The following is a 15,034-nucleotide window of genomic DNA, read 5'->3' as shown; positions in this document are numbered from 1 at the left end:
CAAGATCCTTAAAATTTTCTACATCTATCTTATGCGCTTTTTTTGCCTCATCGCCACAATGCTTTTGTCCTCATGTGTCACAATTGACACTCAAACTGTCACTGCAGGCACAAAAGACAAGGCCGACGCGCGAATAGCATTGGGCTTGAGTTATTTGCAACGTGATAACAGGGTAAAAGCAAGAGAAAATATCCAAAAGGCACTTGAGCACGCACCAGAGTACTATCGCGCTCAGTTAGCAATGGCACATTATCTAGAACAGGTTTCTGAGTTCACCCACGCGGAGCACTGGTTTCAACAAGCCATTTCACAACACCCTAACAACGGACAGTTACTCAACGATTATGGTAGCTTTCTATGTAAGCAATCTCGATTTCAGGAAGCCAACGTACTGTTCGAAAGAGCGGTAATTCAACCCAATTACTACTATGTTGCCGACAGTTATGAGAATGCGGCATTTTGCGCTTTGAAAGCAGGCCAACAAGCTAGAGCAGCCCGTTACTTTGAGCGGGCAATTGCTCATGACTCAAACCTCCCTCAGGCTATTCTAAATTTGGCACAACTGGAAATGAATCAAGGAAGGTATGAAGCAGCACAAGGCCATTTAACGCTTTTTCATCAACAGTTTGGCATGCAAGAGATATCACTGAGACTTATGGTCGAGCTGGAGACCCGAAAGCATCATCGTCCTTCTCCAAAGCCTTAAATCACTCGAAAGGTTAACGTTTTTTGCGTTGGGAATGAGGGAGCTTACGGCGCTCGCGGACCCGCGAAGCGCGCTGAATTTTTACGTATTCTCTATAAACAATATATATAAACCCGAACAGGCCAGAGACAAACAAAAGCGCAAAAAGTAGCAGTAAACTATCACACACCCATTCAGGCTCACAGGGCATATAAATTTCAATTTCCATATGCCCTCCTTCATGCTTATGCTTTTGCGTCGTACCACGCCTGCCTTTCAGTCGCAGTTTTAAATGTCCAAGCGATAAAGCGGCTAACCTTTTGTCCTTGGCTCATTTCAACAACCTGAACTTCTTTCGCACCAGCTTTTTCTAGGTTCTTTCGCATCCAACGGACATTCTCTTTCTTTGAGATAAGCGTAGAAAACCACAATACCTGATGAGCAAAATCACGGCTTTCAAACGCCAGATTCTTGATAAAAGCCGCTTCACCACCAGGACACCAAAGCTCCGCATTTTGGCCACCAAAGTTAAGTATAGGCGATGCTTTAACCTTACCTCTCTCACTCGCCTGACCGCGTTGTTGCTTACTGCGGTTTAGTTTTTTAAGTTTACGTTCAGTGCCTTGCTGCGCTTCCTGCACAGATCTATGAAATGGCGGATTGCAGGTCGTCACGTCAAAGTACTCGTTTTCCTTAATCACTCCCTTGAAGAAATAGCGACTCTGGGTTTGTAAGCGGCACTCCACGTGACCTTTAAGTACAGGGTTTTCTTCTGCTATTTGATTAGAGTTCTTTACTGAAACTGGATCTATGTCTGACCCCACATAATCCCAACCATATTGGGTAGCCCCGACAATAGGGTAGATGCAGTTGGCACCGACACCGACGTCAAACGCGTTTACCGATTCATGCTTCACTTGCTTCCCATCTTTTGACAGTAACTCTGCTAAACGGTGAATGTAATCGGCGCGCCCCGGAATCGGTGGGCATAAGTAACCCTTAGGAATATCCCAAGATATGACACCATAATGATGTGCAAGCAGCGCTTTATTGAGTAACTTAACAGCCTGTGGATCGGAAAAGTTAATAGAGGCTTCGCCTTTAGGGTTCTTCACGACATACTGTTTAAGTTCAGGTGTTGCATTTACCAATTGATTGAAATTATAACGACCATGGTGAAGGTTTCGCTTATGGAGACCTGCTTTGCCTTTTAGCACCGTCACTTTCATTTTCGAGCGAACAGTATCATTTGTCGTTTTTAAATGGGTGGCTTTTTTCTGCTTAGTCATAAGTTACTTATTTGCTTTCTCAACCATCTCGGTATAAATCATGAACAGGCGAGCATCCAGCTCTAATTGATGATAGTCAGGTTCCATATGACAACAGAGTTGATAAAACGCTTTATTGTGTTCTTTCTCTTTCAAGTGAGCTAGTTCGTGCACCACAAGCATACGGAGTAAAGGCTCAGGAGCATTTTTAAATACGCTCGCAATACGAATTTCATTCTTCGCTTTAATTTTACCGCCATGCACTTTCGCAACGTAGGTATGCAAGCCTAGCGCGTTATTGATCAAGTGAATTTTATTGTCGTAAATGACTTTGCTGATCGGCGCCGTTTTCTTCATATAGCGATTTTTGATCGCAATGGTGTATTCAAACAGCGCTTTTTCACTCTTAATAGTATGATTATCAGGGTAACGCTGTTTAAACCAGTTTTGTAAGCGACCAGACTCCACCATCTGAGTCACAGGCGTCACAATATGTTCAGGGTAACCTTGGATGTAACGAAGAACTGGGTTCATAGGATAAGTTTCGGTCCGCCAAATTGAAGACGCGTAAGTCTACCTGAATCACACTTGCCATTCACTGTCTTTTCATTACACTCTGCTGCATAGCAAGATGTAGGAAATTACGATGAAAAGACTTGTTCTGTATGTGAAGGATAAATGCCCTCACTGTAAAGATGCTCAGCGATACTTAGATGAAAAGGGCTATGCGTACAGATTAACCAACGCAAAAATGCAGCGTGGCAGAAAAGAACTGGATGCTATTGGAGCACGCTCTTTACCCGTGCTCAAAATTGGTGATCGCTACATGATTGGCTGGAACCCAAAAAACTTCGAGAAAATGTACAACTCGAAATGATCAAGCCTCACGCATCGCATTAGCTTCTAGAGGTTTTAGCGTTGCGTGAAATACTTCATCCAGCTTATCGGAGCTGATAGGCTTTGTGATCACATCCGTACACCCTTCCGAAATCATTCTTTCTCTCGTCTGTTCAAACGCGTCAGCCGTACAGCCAATAATCACAGGAGGATTAGGTAAATCGAGCTTCATAATCGCCCTTGTTGCCTTCATGCCATCCATCACTGGCATGTGGTTATCCATTAAGACACAATCAAAGTGTTGATGCTGTACTCTTTCAACTGCCAGTTCGCCATTCTCAACCACTTCATATTCGAAGCCTTTGTTTTTAAGAAACTTACCTAAGACCAGTGCATTCACGCGAGTATCTTCAGCAATTAACACGCTCAGTCCGGTGCCGTCAAATGCAGATAGTCGTTCTTGTTTATCACTGCCCTGACGAACCTTTTTCAACCCGACAGGAACCACAATTGTAAACTGGCTGCCTTTACCAACCTCACTGCTAAGGTCGACAGTCCCGTTCATGGCTTTAACCAGATCCCGAGTAATCGATAACCCTAAGCCGGTACCACCGAACCTTCTCGTTGTGTCGCTTTCAGCTTGTGAGAATGGGTCAAAAATTGCGGACTGTTTCTCTGGGCTGATACCAATTCCGGTATCGGAAACGTCAATATGAAGCTCAATACGATGGCTTTGTTCTACCACATCCAGCGACAACGTAATACCGCCTTCCGACGTAAACTTGAGAGCATTGCTTAATAGGTTTTGTAGAATCTGAAGAATGCGTGTCTCATCGGCCACTAACGCACGGTCACACGATTGAGAGTACTCACACTTAAACTCTAGGTGTTTATCCGCACACAGTGGCTCATAAAGTCGGGTAAGCCTTGCCACCACGTCTTTCAGTAAGAACTCAACTTTTTCAAGTTCCAACTTGCCCGCTTCAATTTTAGAGAAATCAAGTATGTCATTAAGCACATTTAACATGTGTTTTCCCGACCCAAGAAATGTATCAACATACTCCTGTTGCTCTTCGTTGAGCGTCGTATTTTTGAGAAGGTCCCCGACACCCAGAATACCATTCATTGGCGTTCGTAATTCATGGCTCATTGCTGCCAAAAACTGGGATTTTGCGATGTTTGCCGCTTCTGCTTCAACTGCCTTTATCTTCAGCGATTCTTCCAACTCTACTCGCTGAGTGATGTCCCTTTCTACAGCCATAAAACCTTCTATCTGTCCGTGGGTTGAATACAACGGCGTCAAGGCAATTTCAATCCAGTATGACTCTCCTTCCTTGTTGTAATTGAGTAACTCAAAGAACCCTGGCTCTCGACGATCTATCAGTTCTCGAATCTTTCGTGTCGTTCGCTTATCGGTATCCACTCCCTGAAGCACATCACCCGGCTTTTTGCCGATCATTTCTGATAGCGAATACCCTGTCAGCCGCTCAAATGCTCCATTCACCCAAGTCACTTTGGAATCTAAATCCGTAAACACAACCGCATCACGCATATGTTTAACCACTCGAGCTAAGCGGGCAGACTCCGCCTCCCTTATCTTTAGCGATTCAGATTGCTCATAAAGCTGCTGCTCAGACTCAGCTAACTTACGAAATGGGGATACCAAAATTCTTCGTCCAAAAATGAACATGACAACCAACGTCATACTAGTCGCAATTAACATCCCGACGAGCAGGCTTCCCGTCAAATTAGCTTCCGCATCAATGACCAATTGGGGGGAGACCGAATACAACAAGGAAAGATCAGTGCCCTCAATTGGAAACATGTCCATCTTCCAATTATTAGGAGCTTGCATATTCCAGTTAAGTCTATTTTGGGCGATACCAAACCAGTGCATACTGTCGGTGCCCAGGCTTTCGAAAAACTCACTTTCATCAAGTGGCGTTACATATACTCCTAGCCCTTCAGCATAACCGTTGTACAAGATTGGAGCGCTAAGAAGGAGGTAGTCCCTACCGTCATTTTTATAGAGCGAGTACGAAGGCTTTTCCATTAGGGACTCGTTTTCTATACCAGTCGTAATAAAGGTATAAACAACATCGGGCAATGTAATTTCTTGATAAACGTTACCGCCAGAAAAATCATATATGTTGACGTCAGCCGTCGCTCCAGAAGATTTGAGAAGCTCAAGCTGATCTTTAAACGCACTCTGATCATCCACTCCTTCTAAGACTGCACCTTTCGTGACAGGGTGAGAAGTCACGCGCTCAAGCCTCTGTTCATGCAATTTTAGAAACTCAAATACGTATCTCTCAATAGCGACGAACTTTCCTTTCAAGCTTTCACTTATCAAGACCTGAGCGGTTTCTCTAGCTTGATGTTGAACAAAGGCAAAGCTCGCAAGCATAAAAACGCAGGCCCCAACGATGAGAAACAACGAAAACAGATGCATTCCATTTTTCTTATCAAACTTCAACATAGACCTGCGTTACCTCTGTGCTCTAGATGGATTTAGGAATTAGTTTCACGGCATCTTTATCGTCATAAATAGCCATACAGAAATCGTCTGCACCTAACGCCTCATGCGCGTCAAAATCATCTTCAGTGAAAGGGGCGAATGGAGCACGATACTCTTTAATCAGCCCCTGTACTGGCTTATCCATCGACTCCAGTGCTTTCTTTAATGCAGTTCGGTTCGACTCCGCATCATCCGTTAGCTCTACCGAACTCGCTGCCTCAATGAATACCTTTGCCAAATCGTAACCATGGACAAAACCAGCTGGTGCCTCAATATTGCTGTCTTCAAAGTAAGCTGGGAACATGGTCTTTGCGTCCTTGAACACATTCTGATTAAAGCTGTTTTGTTCCGAGCTGTAGAAATTGAAACAAGACTGAATGAAATGAAGGTTGGCTTTTTCACGAATAGGGAAAGGCACGTTCTGAGCAAACTTACCGCCAGTAATGCCCCAGTGGCTGTATATAGGCATTTTAATACCAACGTCTGCAACACTTTCAACGATGAGTTTACCTTCACGACTATTAGCCACCAGCAGAACACAATCTCCTCCACTGGATTGGGCTTCACGAATCAAGATTCGCGCATCAACATCTTTTATGCCCCAATCAAACCAGCTGGTTTTCACGCGCTCGGCCAGGTCTTCAGGTAAAGCAGACATCATTGCTTTGTAATTTGATTTGCCCCACCCCGTATTTTCTAACATCAAGTGAGGTTGATTGCACTGTTGCTCTAACGCGTAGTTAACCAGTATCTTTCCTACCTTAGAATCATCAACCGAAAGACGAAATACGTAGTTATCCTCAGTAGAAGGATATCGAGTTATAGGCGTACCCGCAGCCCAAGGAACCAAAGTCAACATCTTGGATTTGTTAATGTATTCTCGGTACTTGATCAATGGAGGAGAATGCAAGCCACCAATGTAAACCAATCCATTGCTGTCCTTAAGAAAACGCTCCATGTTTTTCTTACTACGTAGGACGTTCCCTCTATGGTCAGTGGTAACAAACTCTACTGGTATGCCTGATATTTGGTTACCTTTCTGGGAGAAGGCAACCTTAATTCCATGCTCAATGGAGAGTGCCGATTCCAGATGCCCCGTTCTATCAGCATCAAGATAGATCTTAAGTACATCAGGTTTTTCAGCCTGCACGACGCTGGCAAACAGCGCCAACACTAAAATTAGAAATTTCCTAGCCATACTTGTCACCAACGTAGTCGTTATTATTTATTTCTATAGTTAGCCTAGGAAAGCATGAAGTTTTTTCCAGTAATTTGTTGACTTTACAAAACAAAAAACAGGTTGCGTCTATTCTTCAAGACACCAACCCGCTTTATTTATGTTCAAGATTGCTACAACTGACGAATGGTCGATTTGTAGCACGCCTCCACTTCATCGAAACAAAATTCCAGCTCATTCTTAATACTCTCTAATTTGTCGTCATGATAGTGAGAGACATAAAGCAACTGGCTCAAATTCTCTTTAGCAATAAGCTCCAATGTGTTCTTGACTAGTCTTCTGCCTAAATAGTCTAGGCCCTGATAAGGTTCATCCAGAATCAAAATTGCTGGCTGCTTTACAATTGCTCTGGCGATAAGAAGTAAACGTTGCTGGCCGTATTCCAACTGTTTGAATGATGTCTTTGCGTACTCCGTCATATGCAGAATTTCTAACCACTCTTGAGCAATTTGAATTTCTTTCTTTGCCGGTTGCTGATATAAGCCAATGGAGTCATAGAAGCCAGATAAAATGACTTCCAAAGCACTGCAACTCACGCGATATTGAAGGTGCAGAGAAGAGGAAACCATCCCAATGTGCTTTTTAATATCCCAGATAGACTCACCCGAGCCTCGCTGGTTACCCAAGATATGAATATCGTTAGAGTAACATTGGGGGTGATCACCGAAGATTAACCCAAGGAGCGTACTTTTCCCGCACCCATTCGGTCCTTTAACCTGCCAATGCTGGCCTTTATCAATTCTCCAGTTAACCTCAGAGAAAATGGTTTTCTCTGTATATTCTACTTTGCCATTTTTAAGCTCAAAAATCGGATTGCTAAACTCTGTTTTGTGTTGATGGCTTCGAATGAGCTCCATCATCTGCTCGCTTTGCTGCTTTGACTGAGCTTTGATTTGGTTAATGACCGGATGCTGGTGCCATGACTGAATATCCATCACGCTGTCTAACTTACCATGACTAAACAAAGCAACTTTCTCAATCCATGAAGGGACATCTTCCTCCCGATTAAATGTCACCACCATCTGCAACGACTGCGATAACTCAGTCAAATAATTGGTAAGTGAAGCGCGATGAGCCACATCTAAGCCTGTGTAAGGGTTATCAAGTACAATCAGATCTGGCTTGGTTGCCAAAGCGCGAGCTAACATTACCCGTCTGGTTTCTCCGGTCGACAGAACTCGAAATCCACTATCACTCAAATGTTCCAGATCCAAATCATCAAGTAATTGAGCAGTCAATTGCGCATCTTCGCACTGTTCATAAATCAGAGAGTAAACTGAGCTGCCTTTATCTATTCGGTCTAGAAAATCAGTGTCATCTTTAGCCAGTTCTTCTTCAAGCAACCTTTGCTGTTCAACCAATGAAACTTGTGAAACCTTGCCATCGGAGAGTTCCATATAGCCTTGCTTAATTTCTGACTCGCCACAAAGCAAGCAGCCAAGAGCAGACCCAATATCACCTTCGGTACTGAAAACGCCCCAAGACTGGCCTTTCTCGATAGCCCAGTCTTTTATCTCTAACGTACTCGAACCTGTTTCAACCACCAGATCTGTCATCTTCAACTGCATTTAACCAAATCTCTCTTTTCCAAATTGTATGCAATTAAATTACGTTATTTAGAACAATGTTGCGATCACCTTGAAAAGAAATGTGAACTACACATATTGCTTAACAAATTCAATGAATGTTCTATCCGCAATTGATAAATAGGCGTTCTTTCGCCACGCAAGAGATAAAGTCAGATTGACCGGTTCATCAAAGGGAATGGCAACCACATCTTTTTCATGCTCGGTCACCAGCTTCAAAAGCGCAGTGATCGCAAACTCATGTTTCACAATACTGAGTATCATTGGCAATAGATTCGTTTCAAATGAAAACTTCATTTCTTTGTCGTACAAGCGCGCCTTTTTCTCGACAAAGTCACGGTGAAAATAACCGGGCTTAAACATGACTAGTTCATGTTTGAAAAACTCTTCAAAACTAATGCTTTTGTTCTGTGCCAAAGCATGTTCCGGCCCAACAACTGCAACCATTTCTACATTCAATAAATGGTCTGTTTCAAGATCTTCCGGGACGTTTTCATCATCAATCACGCCAATGTCGAGTTCACCATCCAAAAGCATCTTTCGAATAGACCGGGTACCTGCGTCAATTAGCGTGAGCTTGAGATTGGGATAATGCGACTTGAACGCCATAAGTACTTGGGGGAAAAAGTAAGACCCCATCATACTTGGCGCACCAAGTCGAACCTCTCCCTTTTCAAGGCCTCTCAGTTCATCTATTGCTAACTTGGCATCATCGATTTGCTGCAAAACCCGCTTGGCGTGTTCATATAGCACTTTGCCTTCATCGGTAAGCGTTATGCGTCGTTCTTCTCGTCGAAATAACTCAACACCCAACTGCTGTTCAAACTTCTTGATTGAAATACTCAACGCAGGCTGAGCAATATGTAGTGCTTTCGCCGCCATGGTGAAGTGGCCATGGTCAGCGACGGCCACAAAGTGTTTTAAGTGTCGGGAGTCCATCAGATGCTCATATCAAAAATATATCAACTCTATATTTTTAATATATTTTATTAATCCAATTATCACTGATATTTTGATCACAATAACTGACTGAATAACTAGAGTAGCCAACACCAATGATCGAACTTGGAAGCCAAGATTACCGACGAGTAACACTGAGTCTCGCTCTCGGCTCATTCATCGTGTTCTGTAACCTGTACTTGTTTCAACCGATGCTGCCGTACATGGCTCAGCACTTTTCCGTATCCGAGACTCAAATTAACTGGCTGTTTGCAGCAACGACGCTGGCGCTCTCATTTAGCCTCGTGCCATGGGCAGTTGCATCTGAGTCCGTAGGGAGAAAACGAGTGATGTTGTATGGCCTTTTAGCTATGCCTGTAATCGGTATCGGGATGCTTCTATCACCCTCACTTCTTAGCTTAGTTGTATTGCGTGCGCTAATGGGAGTCGCATTAGCCGCTTTTGCTTCTGTGGCAGTCGCTTACATGGTAGAAGAGTTATCCCCCAAGGCCTTTGGTCAAGCAATTGGAGGCTATATAGCGGCTAACTCACTCGGTGGCATCACCGGGCGAATCGTCGGTGGTACACTCACTGATGCTTTCGGCTGGCAACAAGCAGTGATTACCATGGCGGTGTTTACCTTGATTGGAGCTATAGCGGTATGCGCGATGTTACCAAAGCAGAAATACTTCTCTCCCCAAAGAGGCATGCTTAGATACCACAACCGAGCGTTGGTTAAGCACCTAAAAAACAAAGCTATTTGGTTAGCTATGCTGATTGGTGGGGTGAATTTTGCTCTGTTTGTTAACTTGTATTCGGTTATGGGTTTTCGTCTTGTTGAGGCTCCACATTCACTACCTATTGGCCTAGCCTCGTTGATTTTCCTCTGCTACTTACCCGGCACATTAAGCTCTAAGCTTACTTCAGTGTGGAACCGAAACCGTCAGCCTATTTCAGGTATGGTCTGCGGGACTATAATAAGCCTACTCGGTATGTTGGTCGCATATCTGGATCGTATTCCATTCATGATCCTCGGATTAGCTCTTATTAGTTTTGGCGCCTTCTTCACGCATACGCTGGCCTACGCCTGGGTTAGCCAAAAAGCCACCCAAGCTAAAGCGACTGCCACAGCTCTTTATCTTGTTCACTACTATGTTGGTGGCAGCTTAGGAGGCTTCTTCTTAATTTATTGCTGGCAACATGGCGGTTGGGGTTATGTCATTGCTGGTGGTATGTTGCTTTATCTGATGATTTTTGTGTTGTGCTATAAACTGAATGTAATTCATCAAAGTTCAGCAGAACTGGAGAACGAAGCTAACACCAGTCCAACTTCTGAGCTAAAGGCAACGCCCTCATCTCACTAGACTCATCTCGACGCTTACGACCACAAAACGAATCTGTTATTCTTGCTTCCAAACTATAAATTGGAAGTAAGATGACAACCCCAAGCTCAAAAGAGACTATCGCAGAGCAAGTCAATCAATGGCTTAATGACGTGGTAATTGGCCTTAATTTATGTCCATTCGCTGCAAAGCCACAGCGCAATAAACAAATAAAAATATTTGTCAGTGAAGCACAGCAAGAAGAGGCATTGCTAGAGGACATACTCACCCAGCTAATGGAATTAGAATCAAAGACAGCTGAAGAGTTAGAAACTACATTGGTCGTTGTACCAAACATGCTGGAAGATTTTTATGACTACAACTTGTTTATAGACTGGGTCGAGGCATTAATCCGCCAGCAAGGCTGGGAAGGAACCTACCAGTTGGCGACGTTCCATCCTGAGTATTGCTTTGGTGGAGCAGAACCAGAAGATGCGGAGAATCTAACTAACCGCTCTCCCTACCCAGTGTTCCATTTGATTCGTGAAGAGAGCATGGAGAAAGTACTCAAACATTATCCAGATCCTGAATCAATTCCTGAGACCAACATAGCTCGTGTGGAATCCCTGGCTCAGCCTGAGCTAGTGAAGCTTTTCCCCTACTTGTTTAAATAATTATATTGATAGGAGTGGAGCTCAGTCTCCACTCATCATTTCAGTCACTGGTTCTTCTGATAGTGGACGAACAACTACTCTATTTCGCCCCTGATTCTTTGCCTGATACAACGCTTCGTCAGCCACTAAGATGATTTGGTCAAGTGCACCTTTCTTGTTATCTATTTCTGATTCGTTACCAAAATCAAATTCACATACACCGATCGACACGGTGACGGGTTCACCATCTAGAAGAATCTCATTGGCAGATTGGTGAAGTTCTTCGATAAGTTGACGCCTTTCAAGTTCGGTTCTCTCGGGCAGCCAAACGACAAACTCCTCTCCCCCGAACCGTGCAATAAAGTCCCTTTCAGATAAACATGCCTGAAGTTGTTGCGCGGTTTTCTTTAAAACGTCATCACCGATTTGATGACCGTAAACATCGTTGACCCTCTTGAAGTTATCAATATCAATCACGGCCAGTGAACCTTTGCCGGATGCGAGTTTCATACGTTCGATATCAAGGTGGATGGTTTTGAACATACAACGGCGGTTGGCAACATTGGTCAACGCATCGTGATAGGCTTGATATTCCAGTTGGCTATTTAACTTTCTAAGACGCTCTTCCTGTTTACGGCGGATTAATTCTACTTCAATCCAAGACGCCATCAGTTTGAGCGCATCTACATCTATATCTTTGAATTTTCGAGGGTAAGGTGACGCAGAAGAAAAATTAAGTGTGCCAAAAACTTCATCATCAACAAAAATTGGAATGCCAATGTACGACTCTAAGCCAAACGCTTCATAGGCAGGATGTTTAGCATACTCATCGCTTTCTCCCATATGCTCAATGGATACTGGGCCAAATGAACTACAGGTGATTTGGCAATAAGTTGACTCATAATTAAACGTATCGCCAGGTTTTAACTCTACGCCTTCAGAAGTAACGCAATACAAGACTGTATATAGCTCGCCATCAATGCGGGATAAAATACCAATATCCAGATTGAAACGCTCCAAGCCCATCATGATGAGTTGGGTAATCTGAATATCAAACCCTTTCTGATAATCGTTTGTGATCTGATAGAGTCTCCGTATGACCTTTTCACTTTCACTTGCTACAACCATATACTGTCCTGATAGCTAAAATTTCTTATACGTAAGATAGACTTATCCCAATAATCACATCAATAGCCTTGCACATAAAACTCTGAATACTTTGCCCTTGTCCCCATTTATTTTCGTGCTGTAATGGCGCGTTTCATAAGGCTTTGTTAGTATGACGCGATAATTACCAAATGCAGGTTAAGTGAATGCACCTTTCCAAACTTACTCAAGAAATTTTTGACCACCTTTACCGCGACATTACTGAGTTTCGTACTACTTTCGACTTACCTGTTGCCTCTCCTGAAAGCTTAGACGAGAAAGCTGATACGCTGCATACCTCTTTAGCGGTAGAAGAGCTCACTGAACTGGCAGAAGCTGATAACAAGACGGAACAAGCTGACGCTATCATCGACAGCGTTTACGTTTTAATGGGTCGTCTAGTTCATTTGGGTGATGACAAGGTTGAGTCGAACCTTGCTATCAGTTATCTGATTGACCTACTACTCAATGTTGCCGTTAATCGTGGCATCAACTTTATCCCTTGTTGGGACGAGGTCCACTCAAGCAACATGAGCAAGGTTTGCCGCAATGAGAAAGAATACGCTGAGACAGAAGCGCATTACGCTGAGCAGGGAATCAAACTAATGGCAGTACAAAAAGGTGATTACATCATCGCAAAATGTGCTGAAGATTTCGTTTCAGAAGCAAAAACGATTCGCCAAGGAAAGGTATTGAAGTCTGTTTACTACCGCCCTGCTGACCTTGCTCCGCTAACAGCATAAACTCCCAGATAAAAAGCCGCCACCTTCGGAAAACCTTAGGTGGCGGAAGCTGCCATAGTCATAAAAATGGGCTTATATTTGTCAGCTTTCCAGTTTCCCTTCAAATTGACTAAGCCTAACAAGAACGAGAATGTATCGTTTTTATTAAAGCCAAACTTATGCCAAGTTTCTAGAAACAGTAACTTATTGATTTTTATAGGAATGGCATTTTCAGCGATTTCTGTGAGCATGAGGCGTGCTCAAATGTAGTGCATAGCGCACTAATTTGAGAATTGGGAAATGGGGCTATTGCCTGATTAATCAAAGATTAATACAGGTTCTCCGTTAAACTCCGTTCTTTGAACTCGAGTTTTGAATACTCTAGAAAGCTCACTCGGCTCGAATACCTGATCTACGGAGCCTGCTTGCTGAATCACACCTTTATCCAATAATAAAGCCTTATCGGCATGTTTAAGTGTGCGATTGAGGTCATGATTAGACATCACCACAGTGATTCCCATATCAGCGACTTTACGAATCAGTTTATACAGTAGGGCTTCCTGACCAATATCCAGCGGCGCAGCAGGCTCATCCAATATAAGGAGCTTCGCATAAGGATTTAAAGACGGCCAGATTTGCAGGCATATCGCGCATAACCTCACTCGCTGCCACTCGCCGCCAGACAACTGGTGAATCGAACGATGAAGCTTATCCTCTAGCTCAAGTACATCCACCAACTCTTTAACGGCTAGCTCCACAGCTTCATCCAAGCCTTGGACGGAGCTTGGGAGTGACAAGGAAAGATATTGCGAAACCTCAAGATTGAAAGCGGGACGATCACTCTGACTCAAAAACCCTCGATAGCTTGCAAGGCTCTCAACAGAGCTACTTTTGACGTCTAAGTCAAAAATCACGGCGTCACCCTCAAAGTCTAACAAGCCAGCAATCGCTGTCAGCAAGGTACTTTTACCACTGCCATTTGGACCAACGACATGAAGTACTTCACCTTTCTCAACAGAGAACGAGAGCGGCAATAAACGTGAGCCAACCGATAAGCTATTAACGTGAATCATGATGTTTCACCAGCATCCAGATAAAGACAGGGGCCCCGATTGTCGTAGTGACCACTCCAAGTGGTAGCTCAGCAGATTCTAGGGCGACTCGAGCAATGATATCGGCAAACACCAACAGCATCGCACCGGACAATGCGGAGATAGGCAGCAAATAACGATTCTCACTACCCAATGCAAGCCTGAGAAGATGAGGAACGATCAAGCCAATGAATCCTATCACACCACCAAGTGCAACGGCGCCGCCAACCAAAATCGAAACGGCTAAGATTAACTTCCAGCGGACCGCTTCCACATCAACACCGAGTTGCTTAGCATGCAACTCCCCCATCATTAGCTTGTCTAGTGTCTTACCTTTCATACATAGCCAAGCAAGTACAGGGACAAGAGTCAGCGTCAATAAGTGATGATACCAACTTGCACCACCAATGCTGCCCATTAGCCAATACATTAACTGCCTTAAGCTAAGATCGTCGCTGAAATAGAATGCCCAGGTGACAATAGCGCCTGTCAAAATGCCTAACGCCACCCCAACTAACAAGAGTCTAGTAGTAGTTAAACGCATGATTTTCGCCATTGAAACAAGCAACAGAGTAAACACCAATGCGCCAATGACCGCGGCGATCATAAACCCGATGGGTGTTGCAAGCGCGGGAAGGAAAAACAACACAATAACCATCATGACACTGGCGCCACCAGAAATACCAAGCACACCGGGCTCTGCCAGAACATTGCCAAGCAAAACTTGCAGCACGGCACCAGAAACGGCCAGTGAGGCTCCTATGGCAATCGCGGCAAGCAACCTTGGTAAACGAAGTTGAGTAATCAGCTGCTGTTGAAGACTCGACAGCTCAGAAAAAGGAGAAATAAAGACTTCACCAACCATCAGATGCGTCGCTGAGAACAGAACAAGCGCAGATAGGATCACGATAAAGTAGCGCTTCCAGCGTTGATGCCTACGGCTTAATAATTCACTCAGTTCCATGCAGCTTAGATTGGCCTTAAACGGCTAAAGTTATAGGTACAATAAAATAATGGCTTAACGATACCG

16 protein-coding genes are annotated in these 15,034 nt (G+C 43.9%); 5 read left to right on the top strand and 11 right to left on the bottom strand.

The window, feature by feature from the left end; translation table 11 throughout:
- Positions 1–31: 31 nt before the first annotated feature.
- Positions 32–706 (top strand): type IV pilus biogenesis/stability protein PilW, encoded by a 675-nt coding sequence (gene pilW / locus FIU99_RS07505; protein ID WP_172974061.1) that lies wholly within the window; start codon positions 32–34, stop codon positions 704–706.
- A 13-nt stretch (positions 707–719) separates the two neighbouring features.
- On the opposite strand, the gene FIU99_RS07500 is transcribed toward pilW, so the two are convergent.
- Genes FIU99_RS07500 through FIU99_RS07490 form a run of 3 tightly spaced genes read right to left on the bottom strand, consistent with a single transcriptional unit; the run spans position 720 to position 2,487 of the window.
- Positions 720–914, bottom strand: coding sequence for a hypothetical protein (locus FIU99_RS07500; protein ID WP_019275846.1), 195 nt, complete (start codon positions 912–914; stop codon positions 720–722).
- A 16-nt stretch (positions 915–930) separates the two neighbouring features.
- Positions 931–1,974: a 23S rRNA (adenine(1618)-N(6))-methyltransferase RlmF gene (rlmF, locus tag FIU99_RS07495; protein WP_006962060.1), complete on the bottom strand. Its 1,044-nt coding sequence runs from the start codon at positions 1,972–1,974 to the stop codon at positions 931–933.
- Positions 1,975–1,977: 3 nt separating this feature from the next.
- Positions 1,978–2,487, bottom strand: a complete 510-nt coding sequence (locus FIU99_RS07490; protein WP_006962059.1) for a M48 family metallopeptidase — start codon at positions 2,485–2,487, stop codon at positions 1,978–1,980.
- A gap of 112 nt (positions 2,488–2,599) precedes the next feature.
- Between FIU99_RS07490 and FIU99_RS07485 the strand changes: the two genes are divergently transcribed.
- Positions 2,600–2,830 (top strand): glutaredoxin family protein, encoded by a 231-nt coding sequence (locus FIU99_RS07485; protein ID WP_006962058.1) that lies wholly within the window; start codon positions 2,600–2,602, stop codon positions 2,828–2,830.
- Here the strand turns inward: FIU99_RS07485 and FIU99_RS07480 are convergent, their stop codons facing one another.
- The 4 genes from FIU99_RS07480 to FIU99_RS07465 form a co-directional block, all read right to left on the bottom strand.
- Positions 2,831–5,269 carry an ATP-binding protein gene (locus FIU99_RS07480; RefSeq protein ID WP_006962057.1) on the bottom strand — a complete coding sequence of 813 codons (2,439 nt, stop codon included), beginning with the start codon at positions 5,267–5,269 and terminating at the stop codon, positions 2,831–2,833. It lies immediately after the preceding gene.
- A 22-nt stretch (positions 5,270–5,291) separates the two neighbouring features.
- On the bottom strand, positions 5,292–6,506 hold the full coding sequence (locus FIU99_RS07475) for an ABC transporter substrate-binding protein (protein ID WP_039952353.1): 1,215 nt from the start codon (positions 6,504–6,506) through the stop codon (positions 5,292–5,294).
- Between the two features lie 152 nt (positions 6,507–6,658).
- On the bottom strand, positions 6,659–8,113 hold the full coding sequence (gene modF / locus FIU99_RS07470; RefSeq protein WP_006962055.1) for a molybdate ABC transporter ATP-binding protein ModF: 1,455 nt from the start codon (positions 8,111–8,113) through the stop codon (positions 6,659–6,661).
- 87 nt (positions 8,114–8,200) lie between these two features.
- On the bottom strand, positions 8,201–9,070 hold the full coding sequence (locus FIU99_RS07465; RefSeq protein WP_006962054.1) for a LysR family transcriptional regulator: 870 nt from the start codon (positions 9,068–9,070) through the stop codon (positions 8,201–8,203).
- A gap of 116 nt (positions 9,071–9,186) precedes the next feature.
- Here FIU99_RS07465 and FIU99_RS07460 point away from each other — a divergent pair, with 116 nt between their 5' ends.
- Both FIU99_RS07460 and FIU99_RS07455 read left to right on the top strand, forming a co-directional pair.
- Positions 9,187–10,434, top strand: a complete 1,248-nt coding sequence (locus FIU99_RS07460; protein WP_006962053.1) for an MFS transporter — start codon at positions 9,187–9,189, stop codon at positions 10,432–10,434.
- Positions 10,435–10,505: 71 nt separating this feature from the next.
- Complete coding sequence (locus FIU99_RS07455) at positions 10,506–11,066, top strand: DUF1415 domain-containing protein (protein ID WP_006962052.1); 561 nt, start codon at positions 10,506–10,508, stop codon at positions 11,064–11,066.
- A 21-nt stretch (positions 11,067–11,087) separates the two neighbouring features.
- Here FIU99_RS07455 and FIU99_RS07450 read toward each other — a convergent pair whose 3' ends face one another.
- Positions 11,088–12,173 carry a sensor domain-containing diguanylate cyclase gene (locus tag FIU99_RS07450; RefSeq protein ID WP_006962051.1) on the bottom strand — a complete coding sequence of 362 codons (1,086 nt, stop codon included), beginning with the start codon at positions 12,171–12,173 and terminating at the stop codon, positions 11,088–11,090.
- 185 nt (positions 12,174–12,358) lie between these two features.
- Between FIU99_RS07450 and FIU99_RS07445 the strand changes: the two genes are divergently transcribed.
- On the top strand, positions 12,359–12,934 hold the full coding sequence (locus tag FIU99_RS07445) for a nucleoside triphosphate pyrophosphohydrolase family protein (RefSeq protein WP_006962050.1): 576 nt from the start codon (positions 12,359–12,361) through the stop codon (positions 12,932–12,934).
- A gap of 35 nt (positions 12,935–12,969) precedes the next feature.
- On the opposite strand, the gene FIU99_RS07440 is transcribed toward FIU99_RS07445, so the two are convergent.
- The 3 genes from FIU99_RS07440 to btuC all read right to left on the bottom strand — a co-directional run bounded on the left by FIU99_RS07440 (position 12,970) and on the right by btuC (position 14,968).
- Positions 12,970–13,164 (bottom strand): hypothetical protein, encoded by a 195-nt coding sequence (locus tag FIU99_RS07440; RefSeq protein ID WP_006962049.1) that lies wholly within the window; start codon positions 13,162–13,164, stop codon positions 12,970–12,972.
- Between the two features lie 66 nt (positions 13,165–13,230).
- Positions 13,231–13,986, bottom strand: coding sequence for a vitamin B12 ABC transporter ATP-binding protein BtuD (btuD, locus tag FIU99_RS07435; RefSeq protein ID WP_006962048.1), 756 nt, complete (start codon positions 13,984–13,986; stop codon positions 13,231–13,233).
- Entirely contained in the window at positions 13,973–14,968 is a 996-nt protein-coding gene (btuC, locus tag FIU99_RS07430) for a vitamin B12 ABC transporter permease BtuC (RefSeq protein WP_006962047.1), read from the bottom strand. Before btuC ends, btuD begins: the two co-directional genes overlap by 14 nt.
- Positions 14,969–15,034 lie beyond the last annotated feature (66 nt).

This window comes from Vibrio sp. THAF64 (assembly GCF_009363455.1).
Taxonomy (GTDB): Bacteria; Pseudomonadota; Gammaproteobacteria; order Enterobacterales; family Vibrionaceae; genus Vibrio; species Vibrio coralliilyticus.
Note: the sequence above shows the minus strand (reverse complement) of the source record. Positions and strands in the feature narration are given on the sequence as shown.